The sequence below is a fragment of the Francisella uliginis genome, from assembly GCF_001895265.1.
Taxonomy (GTDB): Bacteria; Pseudomonadota; Gammaproteobacteria; order Francisellales; family Francisellaceae; genus Francisella; species Francisella uliginis.
On record NZ_CP016796.1, the window covers coordinates 2,074,613 to 2,092,906 of the forward strand.

Here is an 18,294-nt window from a genome sequence, read left to right on the forward strand (position 1 = left end):
TTTTAATGAATCATTTTCTTCAACAATCAATGCTAGAAAATCAGTCTAACTGGGAATCGAATGCTAGAAGCTATCCACGAAAAAACCCACTCGTTATAAAAAAGGCTCATGGAGTCTACCTAACTGATATACAAGGAAAACAATATATAGATTGTCTAGCAGGTGCAGGAAGTATTGCTCTTGGACACAATCATCCAGAGATCAAAGAAGCTATTCTTTCAACACTAGATAAGGAAACTCCAATACATACATTAGACTTACTTACTGAAGAAAAACATAGCTTTATGGATCAACTATTAAATAGCCTACCTTCCTCTTACTATGGCAAAACAAAAATTCAGTTCTGTAGCCCTAGTGGATCTGATGCAGTAGAGGCAGCTATAAAATTATGTAAAACTGCAACTGGTAGAGAAAACATCATAGCCTTTCATGGTGCTTACCATGGTATGACTCAAGGGACGCTATCTCTAATGGGTAATTTAGAGCCGAAAGAGAATATCTATGGACTTACTCCTTATACCCATTTTCTTCCTTATCCATATTCATACCGCTGCCCTTTTGGCTTAAAAGACGAGCAAAGCATTGATGTAAATATACAAATGATTTCTCGCCTATTAAAAGATCCAGAGAGTGGTATAAAAAAGCCAGCTGCAATTATATTAGAGCCAGTTCAAGGTGAAGGAGGTGTAATTCCAGCTCCAGTAAAATGGCTAAAAGCGATAAGAGAGCTTACTAAAGAGCTAGATATTCCTCTAATTGTTGATGAAGTCCAATGTGGTATAGGAAGAACTGGATACTTATATGCTTTTGAAAAAGCGGGGATTGATCCTGATGTGATAGTTCTATCAAAAGCACTTGGAGGAGGCCTTCCTATATCTGTAATACTCTACAAAAGTCATCTAGATACTTGGAAGCCTGGAGCTCACACTGGAACATTTCGTGGCAATGTTTTAGCAATGGCTGCCGGTAGCGTCATTTTAAATAAAGTAAACAACCCAGAGTTTTTAGAACAGGTAACTAAAACAGGCAAATATCTTTTTAATAAGCTAAATGACCTAAAAACTAAATATAGTATTATTGGCGATGTTCGTGGTGAAGGACTAATGATTGGTATGGAGATTGTTGATACTTCACTTGTTCCTGATGTAATTGGAAGTCTACCAGCAGATGGAGAGAAGGCACTAAGTATTAAAAAAACTTGTTTTGAAAAAGGTTTAATTGTTGAGCTTGGAGGACGTTTTGGCGGAACAATTAGATTTCTGCCTCCTCTAACTATAACTATAGAGCAAATTGATCAAGTAGTAGAAATATTAGAAAGCTCTATTAAGGAGAATCTATGAGCTTAGATCTTAATAAGTATTTCTTAAACAACTCTAATGAAAGTATTAACTCGTATAAGCACAATATTCAAAATGCTCTAGAGATAATCACAAACAACCTAAACAACAATACTATCTTTAGTGGTAAAAATGCTAAACAATTTGAAAATATGGTCAGTGATTTCAAAATAGGTGAACGACCTAAAAATCTAGAAAATATTATAGAGAATCAATTAAATGATATTTTTAGAAACTCTCTAAATATAAACTCCCCAACATCAATGGCTCATTTACATTGCCCTGTAATGATACCATCATTAGTTGCTGAAATGTTTATCTCAGCATTAAATCAGTCTATGGACTCTTGGGATCAAAGCCCTATTGCCACATATATTGAACAAAACATTACCAATTGGCTAAGCTCACTAATTTATACAAATAACAAAAAATCAGATGGTATATTTACAAGTGGCGGTACTCAATCAAATCTAATGGGGCTACTTCTAGCTAGAGATTATTATTGTGAGAGCATTCTAAATCATAAAATAGCAGATATTGGATTACCAAATATTGCTAACAGGTTTCGGATATTATGTACAGAAAAAACGCACTTCTCTGTGCATAAGTCTTTATCTATATTAGGATTAGGCAAAAACTCCATTGAGCCAATAAAAACAGATCACAATCTTCAGCTAGATACACAAGATTTAACATCCAAAATAGCTAACCTTAGAGCACAGAATTTAATCCCTATATGCATAGTTACGACAGTTGGCGACACTGATTTTGGCTGTATTGATAATATTAAAGAAATAGCAGAAATCGCCAATAAAAATAATATTTGGTTACATGCAGATGCTGCTGTTGGTGGTGCTCTAATACTATCTGATAACTATAAACATAGACTTACTGGTTTAGAACTAGCTGATTCGGTGACAATAGACTTTCATAAGCTTTTTTTCCAACCAATTAGCTGTGGTGCTTTTTTCTGCAGAGATAAATCAAACTTTGAGCTTCTTAACTACCACGCAGATTATCTTAATCCAGATAATGATGGTTTTGATTGCTTAAATTTAGTAGATAAATCAATCCAAACAACACGTCGATTTGATGCTCTTAAGATTTTTATATCATTACAGTGTAGTGGTACAGATCTATTTTCAAAATGGATAAACCATATTATTGAAACGACTACAGAAACTATTGAAATAGTAAGCAACGATAAAAGCTTAAAACTGGCATATGAAAAAAATCAACATCTTAATAATAGCCTTAATACCATTGTCTTTAGGTATTTTGATAAAAAAATAAGCTTATCTAACCTAAACTCTATTAATAGTAAGATTCATAAGTTTATATTTCATAGTGGCAGTTTTGCTATTGCACAAACAAAAGTTAATAAAAACATCTATTTAAAAATCACCCTGGTTAATCCAATGATCACGCAAGAGTTAATCAATGATTGCCTTAGCCAAATAAAAATACATGGTGATTTACTCAAAAATCAAATAGAGGTAAGTAAAAATGATTAAATACGCTAATGAGATCACTCTAAAAAATTTTCTTAACTGCTATTATCGTGAGTTTGATAATTATAATTTAGATAAAAACTTAGATGACGGATATCAGTTTAGTATAAATTTAGACTCTATAGAATCAAGATTTGAAATCTCAGTAAAAATTTCTCCAATATTAAAATCACCAATATGGCAGCTTCCTTGCTATCTAATTAAGCAACAAGAAAGGTTAAAATTAGATCCTCTTGAAGCAGTACTCTTAATCACTAAAGAACTAAATGCTCCTAAAGATTTTATAGCTAGAATATCAGACTCTACAATGAATATTACAGCTATATTACAAAACAGAAAGCATAAGCTGGATGAGTTCTTTGGCTGCCAAAGCTCTTTTCTCGCAAATGAACAGAATCTTATAAGAGGACACAGACTACAACCTGATCCAAAAAGTCGAAAAGGTTTTTCAGCAGACGAATTTATCAAATATTCCCCTGAAACAAATGGTAAGCTACAACTTCATTATATGTATGTTGATAAGAATATATTAGAAACACATTCCCTACTTGATAAAAGTGTTAACGATATTTTTCTAAGCTTCTTAGAAAAGGAAAACATTCTAATAAAACAAGATAAAAACTACGAGGTTTTTGTACTACATCCTTGGCAAGCAAAATATTTAGCAAAACAAGATGAAATAAAAAAATATAAAGCTGAAAGTAAAATAATTGATATTGGAGTCATGGGACCATGGTTTTATCCAACTACATCAATTAGGACTCTATATTCACCAGAACTTAATATCATGTTAAAGTTTTCATTAAGTATTGCTATTACAAATTCAGTCAGAATAAATTTAGCCAAAGAATGTAGTCGAAGCTTAGCTGTTCACAGATTATATAAAGATCACCTAAAACCTATATTAGATAAAGAGTTCCCATATTTTAATTTAATTACAGATCCTGCTTACTCAGCAATTAAAATCAATAATGAAATTTTTGATCCAAGCATATGTATCATTCGTAATGCAGATTTTAATCCTCAAGATGATATTGCATGTATTGCTAGCTTAACTGAACCTAACCCATTTAATGAAAGAACACGTATAAGCTCACTAATTCAATATTTTAGTGTACATAATAATGCCCCTACTTATGATGCTGCTATTTACTGGTTTGAAACATATCTATCAGTTGCTATTGCTCCTATACTTTGGCTATATTCAAAATATGGTATTGCTCTAGAGGCGCATCAGCAAAACTTACTCGTTAAATTAGAACATGGTTTACCTGTTGAAAGCTACTATCGTGATAGCCAAGGATATTACTATATAAAAGATCACCCCGAACTTAATAAAGCTAACTTTGGCAATATTAGTGATTTGTGTGAAGAATCTCAGGAATTTATAGACCATCATTTCTGCTATTACTTTATAGTTAACCAGCTTATCTCTGTTATTGAGGCTATAGCTAACACTGGATATATTAGTGAGAGAGACCTAATAAAAATAACTATCTCTTTTTTAAACGGTTTTTTAGATAAATACCAAACTTGTAATAGATTCGTAAAAAAAATTCTAAACCTAGATCAATTACCACTAAAAGCTAACCTACGTACAAGGCTTAATGGTCTTGATGAATTACAAGCGCCTTTAACAAGCCAATCAATTTACGTTAATACTAATAATAATCCCTTTAAGGAGGTTATATGAAGATTTATGATGTTATTGGAATAGGAATTGGGCCATTTAACCTAGGATTGGCCGCTCTTTTAAATGATAAACCTATAAAAAGTATTTTCTTTGATAAAAAAGAAAACTTTTGCTGGCACCCAGGACTAATGATGAACTGGACAACGCTACAAGTACCATTTTTAGCAGACTTAGTAACTATGGCTGACCCAACGAATAAGTTCACTTTTCTAAACTATTTAAGTGAAAAAAACCGACTTTATAAGTTCTATTTCAAAGAGAACTTTTTTATTCCTAGGCAAGAATATAATGATTACTGCTCATGGGTTGCTAAAAGCTGTGATTCTTGTAAGTTTGGCTACGAAGTCACAAATATAGATTATCTAAAAGAATCCAATAATGAATTTTGGAATGTAACAGTTAAGGATAAATATGATAATGAAAGCTCATATCTAACAAGAAGCATTGTACTTGGTCTAGGGACATCACCTCAACTTCCTTGCCATATTGCTAATACAAAAAATGTCCACCATAGTAGTGAGTATCTCAATATAAAAAATGAAACTCTAAAAGATCAACATGTAACTCTTATAGGCTCTGGTCAAAGTGCTGGTGAGATATTTTTAGATTTAATGAAATCGAAAAATGATTCAACAAAGATTACCTGGCTAACTAGAAGTAAAGGTTTCTTCCCTATGGAATACTCTAAACTTGGATTAGAGCACTTCTCACCAGATTATATTGATTACTTTTATAACCTTCGTGATACAAAAAAACCAGAACTTCTAAAAGAGCAAGATTTATTGTATAAGGGTATAAGTGCTGAGACTATTTCAGATATTTACGATGTTCTCTATGAAGAAACAATTCAAAACAAAAATAGTGCTGAACTTATTGCAAATAGTGAATTAATAACAGTAAATAATAGTAGCAAACTTTATTGTTCTTTTTATCACAATCAACAAGGCAAAGATTTTTCAATCAAAACAGACAGAGTTATTGCAGCAACCGGATATAAAACAGATATAAATAATGCTCTTAAAAATATAAATAAATTTATTAAGCGTGATGAAAATAATCAACTTAATATAACTAGAGATTACAAACTGATAACTCAAGAAATAAATCTAAATATCTTTGTCCAAAACGCTGAAATGCATACCCATGGTGTTGGTACACCTGACTTAGGGTTAGGTGCATACAGAAACACCATAATTGCCAATAGACTTCTTAATGAAGAAGCTTATAAAATTCCATTAAACAACGCTTTTTCAAGCTTTGGAATACCAAAAAAATATTTAATTCAAAAAACAAATATTAAAGTCGCATAAAAATACTAGGAGATTATCTCTATGAATAAAAAAATAAATCATTACAAAGTAGCTAGTACACGCTTATTAGAAAAAATAATTTCTGAATTTAGTTATGAAGGAATCTTTAACCCAGTACTAAAAGATATAGATCAAGAACTTTATACTCTAGAAATCAGTTCTTCTTTATATTACAAGTTTAAAGCATCTAAAAGAATTTATGGAAACATCATTGTCCATAAAAACTCTGTTACAAGATATCAAAATAATAGCTCTGAAATTGCTAATGATGCAATAAAACTTATTATAGATACATTACCTATAACAAAAATTAATCCCACAACAACTGCTCATTTTATAAAAGAGCTTAATAATACCATATATGCTGACATTGCTATCCTAGACAAAGATAAACCTTCTGCTAAAGATATTTATAAACTTCCTTATGCATATATAGAAGGAAATATGACAGGTCACCCATGGTTTGTCATAAATAAAGGACGTGTTGGTTTTAATGCCTCTGACTATGCCAACTATACCCCTGAAATGCAAAAAATCATAAATCTCTCCTGGATAGCTATAAATAAAGATTTAGTGACCTTCTCATGCGTATCAAATCTAAACTACTCACAGATAACAAATAAAGAGATTAACTCAGAAACTTTAGAAAGTTTTAATAAAAAGATCAAAATGAATGATAAAGATCCTAATGATTTTTATATTTTACCTGTTCATCCATGGCAATGGAAAAATGCTCTAATGCAACAATTTGCTAAATATATCGCTGATAAAGATATTATATTTCTTGGCAAATCAACAGATCAACATTTGGCAATGCAATCCATAAGAACTATGTCAAATATATCTCACCCAGAAAAGCACAGTATAAAGCTTCCTTTAAATATATTAAATACTGCAATTTATAGAGGGCTTCCAAAAGATCAAACAGTTAATGCTCCTATACTTACAGAATGGGTTAAAAATATAGCAAAACAAGACCAATTCTTAGCTAATCAAAATTTTATCTTACTCGGAGAATTAGCCAGTGCTTACTGTAAACATCCTTACTACTCAGAGATATCAGAAACTCCATACTACTTTACAGAACAGTTAGGAGCAATCTGGAGAGAAAGCATCCATACTCGATTAAGAGAGAATGAAAATGCTATAACTATGGCTGCTTTAACTCATATAGATCATAATGATAAAAGCATTATTTGTGAAATGATAAATGAATCTTGTTTAAGTATAGATCAGTGGTTAGAAATGTTCTTTGAAAATACAGTTCCGGCACTACTACATTTCTTATATAAATACGGTATGGTTTTTTCACCACATGGCGAAAATAGTATATTAATTACTAAAAATAATCTTCCTGTCGGTTTAGCCATGAAGGATTTTGTTGATGATATAAATATTTGTCAAAATCCTGTAGATGAATTAGCATCATTACCACAGCAAGTAAAAGACGCAATCCCTCAAGTTGAAGATGATTATTTATTGCAATTTATCCACACAGGATTATTTGTCGTTCATTATAGGTATATATCATCGATACTTGCTGACAAAGTAAACTATCCAGAGCTATCTTTTTATCAAAAATTACATGAATGCATACAGCGTTATCAATTTAGCCAACCAGAACTACACTCTCGCTTTAAACGTTTTGATCTATACAAGCCAAAATTTGAGAAACTTTGCTTAAATAGATTAAGAATCTTTGAGGTAGGATATAGTGATTATTCAGAAAGACCAAAAGTTATATCGACAGGTCAACTTGATAATCCACTTTTTCTTACTAAGAACTTTGAAAATATAAATAACGATATATTTAGATATGACAGAGTTTCATTAAGAGCTTTTCATCTAGAAAAAGATCTAGATACTATTCATTCATGGATGAATAAACCCCATGTTGCAAAGTTTTGGAGTCTAGATAAATCAAAGTCACAGCTTAAAAAACACTTCTGCAATATGCTATCAAAGCCAAACCAGAACTTATTTATACTATCAGTAGATGGCGAGGAAATAGCTTATGCTGAAGTTTATAAGGTTAAAGACGATCGTATCGCTAACTACTTTTCTTCTAAAGAAGGTGACTATGGTTGGCACCTTTTAATAGGCCCTGAAAATGCTGTAGGTAAAGGATATTCTAAGCTTCTTGTTAAAGCTCTTAGTAAATATTGTTTTTCTAACCTCAATGCCTCTAAGGTTATCTTTGAACCAGATATTAGAGTTACTCCTTTTCAAAAAATAGCTCCAAAAATAGGATATAGTAATCAAGGAGAAATAACATTACCAGAAAAACAAGCTTATCTATTTAGTTGTTCTAAAGATACTTTTATTGAAGGTAACCTATCATGATTAAATGTGATATCTCAAAATGGCCGATAGTTAAAATGCACTTTGGTAGCTCGCCAACCTATAAAGATGCTATTAACTGGCTTAAAACTTGTAATGAAATACTTAGAAAAAAACAAAAATTCTTAGTAATTAGTTCCTTCTCAGAAAACTATCAATTTGAGCATAAAGCTAGAATAAAGCAAGCTAAATGGTTTAAAGAATCAAAACCTGAATTAGCCAAGTGGTGTCTAGGTATGATTCGGATCACACAAGATCCTATAATGATCAAAAAAATCAACGCTCCAGCTATGACCAAAGGAATGCCCTTTCGTTGTATAGTAACTAACAACTCTAGTGCCGCCTGGGAAAAAGCTCGACAAATATTAATGCAAGATAATCTAATATGAAAAAAAGAAGTTTTGATATCACAACACTATATCTAGCCCAAGCTATTTCATTATATTTCTGTACTTTTGGATTACCTACAATCCTAAGATCAGAAGGTGTTTCTTTAGAAAAAATTGGACTTTTTAGTATTCTGCTACTGCCATGGGTTGTGAAATTCTTATGGGCTCCACTAGTTGATAAGAGATGCGTAAATAGAATAGGTAGAAGAAAAAGTTGGTTTTTAATGATGCAATTTTTTACTATATTACTATTTTTGATATTCTCTGCTTATAATCCTAAAGATTATACTAGTTATATTTTTGTCTTTGCTTTTTTACTATCTTCTATTGCAGCAACTCAAGATATTGCTGTAGATGGGTTTTCAATTGAGCAAACTGATACTAGAAGTTTGCAATGGAGTAATTTTTATAGAGTAATTGGTACTACTTTAGGTAGTATGATAGGTGGAGCATCATTAATTGCTTTATATAAAGTACTTGGTTGGCAAAATATAACATTATATATGGCTCTAATAAGTGTTTGTATATGCTTATATATGTTATCTATAAAAGAAAATAAAAATAGTAACTATCAACATAGCATTCCTTCTATAAAGTCTTTCTTCAAAAGAAAAGAAACAAGAATACTTTTAATTATCTGCCTGAGCTATCGAGCTTGTGAGGGGCTAGTAATGGGTATGCAATCATCATTTTTAGTAGACTCGAATATCCCTCTAAGTACAATAGGCATAATAATGGGAACTGGTAGTGCTATTATTGGAATTTTTGGAGCTGCTTTGATAAGTTATTTATTTAATTTCTATAGAGAAACTACTCTTTTAACTTTATTAGCCATAATAAGAGGATTTTGTTACTTCTCTTTAGGATTTATTAGTTTATATAATCTTGATAATCAAATAATCATATTTGGTGTTATTTTATTAAACATGGCTTCTCGGCTTATGGAGATGGTTGTTTTATATACTATATTTATGAAATTTAGCTCAAAAGATCAAGCTGGTACAGATTTTACAATATTAGTATGTGTCGAGCTTCTTATATACATTCTAGGTATGTCTATTAGTGGCTTCTTAGCTGCTAATATTGGTTATTCAATGCTCTTTATACTAGGAGGAGCTATATCAGTACCTAGTTTTTTAGTTGCTTTTTATCTGCTAAAAAGACTAACATACAACTCTTATTCATAAAGTATTCAACAAAAAATCTCCATCTAGCCATAATAGATATATCCATATATAAAATAGGCTTTTGTGTATATAAACTTTTAGAAAATATTTAGATTTTAAATCCAGTAACCGTGTGCTTCAAAACGATCAATGAAATGCTGACTAAAATGCATCTTATTTAACTGGATATTTGCTAGAAGCTTCTTATATTGTCCTGCTTTAAAAATATAATTTAGGACATAAAACACATTTCCTTTACCTACTATTTTTTCTACTTTTTTCTCAAAGTCAGTAAAATCTGCTTTCTCATCAATATAATCATCAAGTAATGAACAAAGCTTATCTATGGTTTTTTCATCCGCCCTATCAAAATACTTTGCAGTTTCATAGTGAAACTCATATTTGCTATCATGAAAGAATGGATAAACATTACCTTCCCAAGCAGCTTTATAAGCATCATCAACATAACTACTACTTAAAACATTTAACTTCATAAGATCATAGTAAAATTTATTTGTATTTCTCATAATACATTCTTCCTATTTATTAAGCTCTTCTTGAACTATTTGGTTGACCTGTTTAGGGTTTGCTTTGCCTTTACTCGCTTTCATAGCTTGACCAACAAAGAAGCCCATTAGCTTAGTTTTACCTGCTTTAAAATCTGCTGCCTGCTGTGGATTAGCTACTATTATATTTTGAACTAACTCACGTATAGCTGACTCATCAGAAACCTGCTTTAAGCCTAGCCTCTCAATAATAGCCTCTACCGAATCAGCTGATTCAATATAATCAGCTATAACTTTTTTACCATTAGCCTGTGAAATAACATCTTTTTGCACATTACTAATAATATCTAATAAAACTTCAGCTGGAACAATATCAGCAGTGAACTCTTTTTCAGCTCTATTTAATGTTGATATTAAATCAACTGTTACCCAATTATACGCTGGTTTATGTCCTATTACCAATGCAACCCTATCATAGTAGTCCGCTATTTCAAGATTTGACAATAAAAATTCTACTTCTTGATCTGCTAGCTGCTCGCGATACACTGCCTCTCGCTCTTCTGGTTTAAGAGGCATCTGCTTTCTTATATTCTCAATATACTCATCAGTAATTATTAAAGGTAGAAGATCAGGATCAGGAAAATAACGATAATCAAAAGCATCTTCTTTTGCACGCATTGAACGAGTCTCATTAGCATCAGCATCATAAAGTCGTGTCTCTTGAATAACTTCACCACCAGATTCTAGCACAGCAACTTGACGCTCAAACTCATACTCAATAGCTTTATCGATAAATCTAAATGAGTTAATATTTTTTAACTCAGCACGTGTACCAAATTCTGCTTGACCTTCTGGTCTGATAGATAGGTTCACATCACATCTAAAAGATCCTTCTTGCATATTACCATCACAAATTCCTAGGTGCTTAACTAGTTGGTGTAATTTTTTCAGATACACAACAACTTCTTCAGCTGATCTAAAATCTGGATGTGTCACAATCTCTAAAAGAGGGGTACCAGCGCGATTATAGTCTAAGCCAGTCTCTCCAGCTATATAACCATGAACAGATTTACCAGCATCTTCTTCTAGGTGAGCCCTCTCTATACGGATTGTTTTTTGTCCTTTTGAAGTCTCAATATCTAGAGTACCCTCTTGAACTATAGGGTTTGTTGACTGACTTATCTGATAACCTTTCGGCAAATCTGGATAAAAATAATTCTTACGCGCAAAGAAGCTGTTTTTTGATATTTTTGCATCAATAGCTAAACCAAACATTGTTGCTTTACGAATAACTTCTTTATTTACTACAGGCAATGTTCCTGGTAGACCTAAGTCTAGAAATGCTGCTTGTGTATTCTGATGCTGTCCATATTTTGTTGCAGAAGTTGAAAACAGCTTAGATTTAGTACTTAACTGAATATGAACTTCTAGTCCTATTACCATTTCCCAATTCACTATTAAATCCTCGCTTGTTCTAAAATAAATTCTTCAACACTATAATGCTTTTGATACTGTGTTACTATTTGTGTTAAAACATTATCATTAAATGCTTTTGCCATAAGTTGACCACCTACAGGTAAACCATTTGCAAAGCCAATTGGGAATGATATAGCAGGTAAACCAGAAATATTTGCAGTAATTGTGTAAATATCAGATAAGTAAGCTGAAACAGGATCTAATTTATCACCTTTTTTGAAGGCTTCACTTGGTGATGCTGGCATAAATATAGCATCCACTTCAGTGAATATTTTATTAATCTGATCTGTCATCATTCTACGTAATTGCTGAGCTTTGTTATAGTATGAATCATACTGACTAGATGCTAATACATAGTTACCAATCATAATTCTACGCTTAACCTCTTCACCAAAACCATCAGTGCGTGATTTTATATATAGCTCTTCTAGATCTTTAGCTTCAGGATTACGATAGCCATATCTAACACCGTCATATCTAGCCAAATTAGCTGCCGCTTCAGCTGGAGTAATAATATAATAAGTTGATAAAGCCTCCTTTAAGTCTGGTACTTTTACAGGTTTAATCTCAGCTCCCAACTCTTTTAACCTTTCTAGAGTTTTTTGTACTGCATCTTGAACTTGTACAGGTAAATCTTTAATCAAGCTTTCATCTATACCTATTACCTTCCCAGCAATATCTTTTTCTAAATCTTTAGTAAATAGACTCTCCTCTGCACCAACACAGGTAGAATCAAACTCACACTCACCAGCAATAGTATCTAACATAATAGCAACATCTTCTGCGTAGTGCCCAAAGATCCCAGCCTGGTCAAAAGACGATGAGAAAGCAACCATGCCAAACCTAGATGTACTACCATATGTTGGCTTCATAGCTGTCAAACCACAAAAACTAGCAGGTTGTCTAACAGATCCACCTGTATCAGAACCTGTACTAACCGGTGCAAATCCAGCAGCCACCGCAGCAGCAGAACCTCCTGAAGAACCTCCTGGCACTCTTTCTAAGTCCCAAGGATTACTTACAGCACCATAATAGCTATGCTCATTAGTAGAGCCCATAGCAAACTCATCCATGTTAAGCTTACCTAGCGTTACCATGCTTTGATCTTTACAGTTTTTTGTTACTGTAGAATCATAAGGAGCGATAAAGTTATCTAGCATTTTTGATGCTGCTGTAGTTTTTATACCTTTTGTACAAAAAAGATCTTTATGTAAAATAGGAATACCTGTTAATAGCCCTTGTTTACCCTCAGATATGATACTATCGGCCTCTTGTGCTTCCTTTATAGCTTGCTCTTCACACAAAGTGATCACAGAGTTTATTTGTTTATCTTGATCTTTTATCTTAGCTATATACTGCTTAGTCAACTCAACCGAAGTTACCTCGCCATTATCTAGGCGTGTTCTTAATTTTTTAATATATGACATTGTTCACCCTATTTAACAACCTGTGGCACCATGAAATAATCATCAACAACTTCACAAGCAAATTTATCAAAACTTGCTCTATTATCTTGATCTTGAGGAATATCTTCACGAAATTTAAAATCCATACTAATAGGTGAAACCATAGGTTGTACACCTTGTGCATCAAAATCTTTGACTGTATCTAAAATCTCACAAATATTTGTAAGATCTTGTGTATATTGCTCAAGCTGAGTATCAGTTAAATCAAAACTAGATAACTTAGCAATATGTTTTACTAATTTTTTGTCCATTTAAACACCTAAATAAATTTTTAGAAATAAATACCTTTAAAATTATAAAATACTCATAAAAATAAAGAAAGATATACTAAAGTTATTTTATATTTGATGGCTGACTATTAATTTGCTCTTTGAGAGTGGTCGGCTTCTTTACTACTTTACTCTTGTCAACACCAATATGAAGCTCACTACTATTTAAGTTTATTGGAAAACCATTATACCTGCGCCATAACTCATATCCTAAGCTAACATTATTTAGCAATACCCAGCCATGAACTTTTGTACCTAGTCTAAGTACTTCTGGAGATGGCCAATCACGGCTGCCACTTTGTTTTACAAAAATTTTGAACTGCCCTTGAGCATTATTCTGTGGTGAAATAAATATTATTTCCCCCTCAAAAGTACCGATAGCAACTTGAGGCCATCCACTAAACTGTATTGCTGGCCAGCCCTCAAACTGTAGCATCACCTTATCACCAATATTAACAAGAGGAATATCCATACTATTTAGCCATAATTCAGTTATTCGAGACTTACTATCTGGCACGATCGTTGCTAAAACATCTGTGGCTTTAACTATCACTCCTCCAATTCCATGGATACGATCAACAATAACCCCATCTGCTGGAGCTCTAACTAAACGGCTCTGTTGACGTGCGATCTGAACTTTAACTTTTGCTAAATCAACATTTGCCTTGGCAAGATCTTTGGTATAGTTAACCATCTCCATCTGAGCTTGCTCATAAATTCTTTGAGTACTTGCACCTTTTGTTACAAGATATTTATGTCTTTCAATATTTTTTTTAGTATTTTTAATAGCTAGCTTTACAGATTTTATGCCTAGTTCTATAGCAGCTTTTTCATCTTCAAGTCTAGATACAACCTCAGGATCTAGATCCAAAACTTCAACTATAGGATCACCTTTTTTAACTCTATCACCTTCAAAAACATACCATTTACCTAATCTTCCACCAATAGGAGCAGAAATGTTTTGTTGTCTTTCTGATGGCGATAAAGTAGTAACATCTCCATAGCCATCAACTGTTTGCTGCCAAGGGATCATCGCTAAAATAACTCCAACAGCAAAAATACTTAATAACACTAAAAAAATTATTTTTTTAAAACTAGGGTCTTTTTTTAGCATTGAATATGATTTTAATTGCATCTAAGTAACCGCCCCTTTAGTCGATAGATATTATTAATGTTGGTGTTTTTAATTTTGCCAAAATTTGTGTGATTGTAAGATCACTATCTTTACTAGCCAAACCATACGTATCAATTAACACTAAAAGTTTAGGATCTTTCAAAATTGCTCTTACAATATTCATTTTAAGCACAACTTCACTATCAAAAACGATATTATATTTGATTGTCTGAGAGTCAATACGCTTCTCAAATTCTTTCTCTAAAAAGCTAATCTCAAACACATCCAACAATTCACTTAAGTACTTTAACTTTTCTTGAGAAAGATCATCACATAAATTATCTAATACAGTACCTGCAACGACTTCTATACCACTAGCAATATGGATATTATCACTGACCTGATCTTTTCTATAGTTTCTAATACAAACACCATTAACCTTAACTGTATTATCTGAAGTATCATCAAAGAAAGCGTTTAATAAAGCTTGAGCTGCTTGAGTTGATAAAGAAAGTTTATTGAAATGATTTTGATTAAAGTCAAAAGAGTATTCCTTTCCATCCCCTAAGTTAACCTCTAATAATCTCACATCTACCGTAAGTTCAGCATTCTTATGCTCAGATGAAATTTCTTGCTGATCTGATACTTCTAAAAGATCTAAAACTTTTCGAGTTGCTACTAAAAAGCCATAGCAATCATATAAATATTGACTAAACTTTAATAATCCTAATAAAACTATATTTACCAGAAGCTCTGCAGCAATCAACTGGCCTATTGAAAGCTGACCATTTATTATCAAATAGCTCCCAATACCTAGAAGTAAAATATTGATAAAAATATAAGTTAGTCCAATATAAACGTGCTGCCTAAAAAGAACACTAAAGAAATCTTTCCTACTTTCTAGATAATCACATAATTTCGTATCAACTTTATTTACAGAACTTTCTTCAGGAAGCTGGCGAAACGATAGAAATTCTGCTGTTTTTTCTTCAAACCAGTAAACAACATCATATACTGCATTAGACTCTTTAAGGCCCGCCTCATAACCTGCTCTTAATGGAATAAATATCGTAAGCAAGATACATGTAACAAGCAAAATATCAAATAATAAAAATAAAGGATGATAAAATGCCAAAATAATCACACAAAATAAAGTTTGTAGAAAAATATCAAGTAGGATAATAAAAATTACAGCAACTGACTTTTGCAGAAACTTTAGCTCAAAAGTTCTATTAATCTTTTCTCTAATATTTATCTTTTTTAACTTCTCAAAGTCAACTCTATGAATAGCAGAAACAATTCTTAAAACAGTTTCTACAAAAACTTTTCGCTGTATATCTTCAACTAATTTTAACTGAAATATTCTTACAAAAAAAGCTGCCGTTAAAAGTATAAAAAGTATAGTAATAAGCGATATGACAGGTCGAATAGATAAACTAACTCCAACCAAGTTAACCAAGGTTTGTACAGATACTGGAATAGTAAGAGATAAAAAGCCTAGTAATATACTATATATTATGAGAGTATACACAGTATGTCTCGGTATTTTTAATACAGTTTTTATTTGCTTATATAACATAGTAAATACTAGTCATGAATTATACTTCTTTAGTATAGTCTAGATTTTTTAAAAGTCTACTTCAGAGAATTAATTTTTGTTAAGAATGATTCCCAAACATACTCTAGATTCTTCCATATAATATGACTATTTGCTACCATTAATTTGACACTAATCAAACTTGAGGTTGAATATTATGTCAGAAAAAATGCAAAAAACTAAAGTATCCACATCAAATACAATGGATAATAAATACGATAATAAGGATCACAAACACAACAAAGATCATTTAGATCATCAAAAATCACACCCACATACGCAACATGGTGGAGATCCTAGCCATAATAAACATTCAGTACAAACTCATTCTGATCCATCAAGTCATAAGCATCATAAAACAAAGCAACATGATCATAAAGAACATACCAGGGAACATCATAAAAAGCATAAGTAACTAATATCTTTACTAAGGAGAACGGCTATATCTCTGAAGAGATTTTAATTTTTATAACTTACTAGTAAATTATTATAGAATTTAAATTTATAAGATTAACAATATTAAAGAACTATTATTTATTTTGATTAACAAACTTACTTTATACTTCTTTCAAAAACATTATCAATTTCTTTTAGATAAGTATTTTTGATACCTTCAAAATCCATCTCAGGAATATCAAGGATAATATTATGCTCATCTTGCATAACTTTTTGTAATTTTTTAGAGAAAGACTCTCCTGACTTAAGATCAAAAGCTACCTGTTGAACAATCTTATAACAATCTTCACGCATAAACGGCGTATTTGCTACTAGGAAATGTAGATAGAAGCTTGATAAATATGCACTAGTACTTCTAACTCTATCTTCAATGATATCTTTCTGAACTACTAAGTTATCAATTGTATTTTTCATTCTACGTAATGTATAAACCATAATGCCAAAGTTATCTGGAAGATAGAAACGCTCAGCCGATGAATGTGAAATATCTCTTTCATGCCATAATACACAATTCTCTAAAGCTACTGACACATGCGATCTAAGCATTCTAGCCATACCTGTTAAGTTTTCAGTAGAGATTGGATTTTTCTTATGCGGCATAGTTGATGAGCCTTTTTGCCCTTTAGAGAAACCTTCATAAACCTCAAAAACATCACTTCTATGTAAATGTCTAATCTCAACTGCCAATCTCTCGATAGCTGAAGCAATAAGTCCGTGGATAGAGATAAGTTTAGCTATTCTATCTCTAGGAATAACTTGAGTAGAAACCTCTTCAACTGGTAGGCCTAAGATATCTGCTGCTTTTTTCTCATCTTCTGTCGTTAAGATACAGTAGTTACCAACTGCTCCTGAGAACTGTATAGTCAACCCATCTTTTTGGAACTCTTTAAGATCTTTTAACCTACGCTTAAACTCAACATATGCACCTAAGAACTTCTGACCAAAACTCATCGGCTCGGCAAACATGCCATGGCTTCTTCCCATAGTAATGATTTCTTTTGTTTCTTGTGCTTTTGCTAATAGTGAATCACATAGAGCTTCTAGATCTTTAACAACAAACTCTAAAGACTCACGAACTTGTAGGCTTAAAGCTGAATCAATAATATCTGATGATGTCACACCAAAATGGAAAAATTTACCAGTCTCAGCTGTAAATTGTTCTGCAATTGAAGTACAAAACGCAATAATGTCATGTTTTGTAACCTTTTCTATCTCATCTACTCTATCTGGCTTGATCTCTGCCTTAGAGCGAATCTCTGTAGCAGTACCTTTAGGAACCATTTTATCTTCTAAAGCTTCTAAAATAGCTAGCTCAACCTCAAGCATCTTACGATATTTATTTTCATCTGCCCATATTTTTGAAATTTCTGCCACATCATATCTTTTTATCATTTCACTATCCCTATTTGATAAATTATAAGCAAGCACATACCTAAAATACTTTAGTCATCAAAAAACCTAAAGCACCAGCATACAACTAAAACCTAATTGAACTATCTAAACCAACGTTAAATATGCTTTAATTTTCTCAAATAGAGTAATATTGTCAACCTATTTATCATATCGACAACAGCTAGCTTGAGTATGATTTATAACCAAAAATTCCTTATAAGAAAAACTTATTAAGCAAATATTACTGACCAATTTATGTAGTTATAAATACA

Annotated in this window: 15 protein-coding genes; 8 read left to right on the top strand and 7 right to left on the bottom strand. The window is 32.0% G+C overall.

What is annotated here, in order from left to right; genetic code table 11:
- The first annotated feature begins 5 nt into the window (after positions 1-5).
- From F7310_RS09645 to F7310_RS09675, 7 genes are read left to right on the top strand one after another with little or no spacing between them, the layout of a single operon-like run.
- The gene (locus tag F7310_RS09645) at positions 6-1,340 is read left to right on the top strand and encodes a diaminobutyrate--2-oxoglutarate transaminase family protein (protein ID WP_072713372.1); all 1,335 of its coding nucleotides are present in this window, start codon (positions 6-8) and stop codon (positions 1,338-1,340) included.
- Positions 1,337-2,851 (top strand): pyridoxal phosphate-dependent decarboxylase family protein, encoded by a 1,515-nt coding sequence (locus F7310_RS09650; RefSeq protein ID WP_072713373.1) that lies wholly within the window; start codon positions 1,337-1,339, stop codon positions 2,849-2,851. Before F7310_RS09645 ends, F7310_RS09650 begins: the two co-directional genes overlap by 4 nt.
- The gene (locus F7310_RS09655; protein WP_072713374.1) at positions 2,844-4,541 is read left to right on the top strand and encodes an IucA/IucC family protein; all 1,698 of its coding nucleotides are present in this window, start codon (positions 2,844-2,846) and stop codon (positions 4,539-4,541) included. The genes F7310_RS09650 and F7310_RS09655 overlap by 8 nt, the downstream gene beginning before the upstream one ends.
- On the top strand, positions 4,538-5,851 hold the full coding sequence (locus F7310_RS09660) for a lysine N(6)-hydroxylase/L-ornithine N(5)-oxygenase family protein (protein ID WP_072713375.1): 1,314 nt from the start codon (positions 4,538-4,540) through the stop codon (positions 5,849-5,851). Before F7310_RS09655 ends, F7310_RS09660 begins: the two co-directional genes overlap by 4 nt.
- A 21-nt stretch (positions 5,852-5,872) precedes the next feature.
- Complete coding sequence (locus F7310_RS09665; RefSeq protein ID WP_072713376.1) at positions 5,873-8,194, top strand: GNAT family N-acetyltransferase; 2,322 nt, start codon at positions 5,873-5,875, stop codon at positions 8,192-8,194.
- Positions 8,191-8,580, top strand: coding sequence for a hypothetical protein (locus tag F7310_RS09670; RefSeq protein ID WP_072713377.1), 390 nt, complete (start codon positions 8,191-8,193; stop codon positions 8,578-8,580). Before F7310_RS09665 ends, F7310_RS09670 begins: the two co-directional genes overlap by 4 nt.
- Complete coding sequence (locus F7310_RS09675) at positions 8,577-9,767, top strand: MFS transporter (RefSeq protein WP_072713378.1); 1,191 nt, start codon at positions 8,577-8,579, stop codon at positions 9,765-9,767. Before F7310_RS09670 ends, F7310_RS09675 begins: the two co-directional genes overlap by 4 nt.
- Before the next feature lie 95 nt (positions 9,768-9,862).
- Here F7310_RS09675 and F7310_RS09680 read toward each other — a convergent pair whose 3' ends face one another.
- The 6 genes from F7310_RS09680 to F7310_RS09705 form a co-directional block, all read right to left on the bottom strand.
- Positions 9,863-10,273 (bottom strand): hypothetical protein, encoded by a 411-nt coding sequence (locus F7310_RS09680; protein WP_072713379.1) that lies wholly within the window; start codon positions 10,271-10,273, stop codon positions 9,863-9,865.
- A 12-nt stretch (positions 10,274-10,285) separates the two neighbouring features.
- The gene (gene gatB / locus F7310_RS09685) at positions 10,286-11,707 is read right to left on the bottom strand and encodes an Asp-tRNA(Asn)/Glu-tRNA(Gln) amidotransferase subunit GatB (protein WP_145951751.1); all 1,422 of its coding nucleotides are present in this window, start codon (positions 11,705-11,707) and stop codon (positions 10,286-10,288) included.
- Between the two features lie 2 nt (positions 11,708-11,709).
- On the bottom strand, positions 11,710-13,155 hold the full coding sequence (gene gatA / locus F7310_RS09690) for an Asp-tRNA(Asn)/Glu-tRNA(Gln) amidotransferase subunit GatA (RefSeq protein ID WP_072713380.1): 1,446 nt from the start codon (positions 13,153-13,155) through the stop codon (positions 11,710-11,712).
- Positions 13,156-13,163: 8 nt separating this feature from the next.
- Positions 13,164-13,445, bottom strand: a complete 282-nt coding sequence (gene gatC / locus F7310_RS09695) for an Asp-tRNA(Asn)/Glu-tRNA(Gln) amidotransferase subunit GatC (protein ID WP_072713381.1) — start codon at positions 13,443-13,445, stop codon at positions 13,164-13,166.
- Positions 13,446-13,527: 82 nt separating this feature from the next.
- Positions 13,528-14,598 carry an HlyD family secretion protein gene (locus F7310_RS09700; protein WP_072713382.1) on the bottom strand — a complete coding sequence of 357 codons (1,071 nt, stop codon included), beginning with the start codon at positions 14,596-14,598 and terminating at the stop codon, positions 13,528-13,530.
- Between the two features lie 16 nt (positions 14,599-14,614).
- Positions 14,615-16,156: an ATP-binding cassette domain-containing protein gene (locus tag F7310_RS09705; RefSeq protein ID WP_072713383.1), complete on the bottom strand. Its 1,542-nt coding sequence runs from the start codon at positions 16,154-16,156 to the stop codon at positions 14,615-14,617.
- Between the two features lie 175 nt (positions 16,157-16,331).
- Here F7310_RS09705 and F7310_RS09710 point away from each other — a divergent pair, with 175 nt between their 5' ends.
- Positions 16,332-16,589, top strand: a complete 258-nt coding sequence (locus F7310_RS09710; RefSeq protein WP_072713384.1) for a hypothetical protein — start codon at positions 16,332-16,334, stop codon at positions 16,587-16,589.
- 137 nt (positions 16,590-16,726) lie between these two features.
- On the opposite strand, the gene purB is transcribed toward F7310_RS09710, so the two are convergent.
- Positions 16,727-18,022 (bottom strand): adenylosuccinate lyase, encoded by a 1,296-nt coding sequence (gene purB, locus F7310_RS09715; protein WP_072713583.1) that lies wholly within the window; start codon positions 18,020-18,022, stop codon positions 16,727-16,729.
- Positions 18,023-18,294 lie beyond the last annotated feature (272 nt).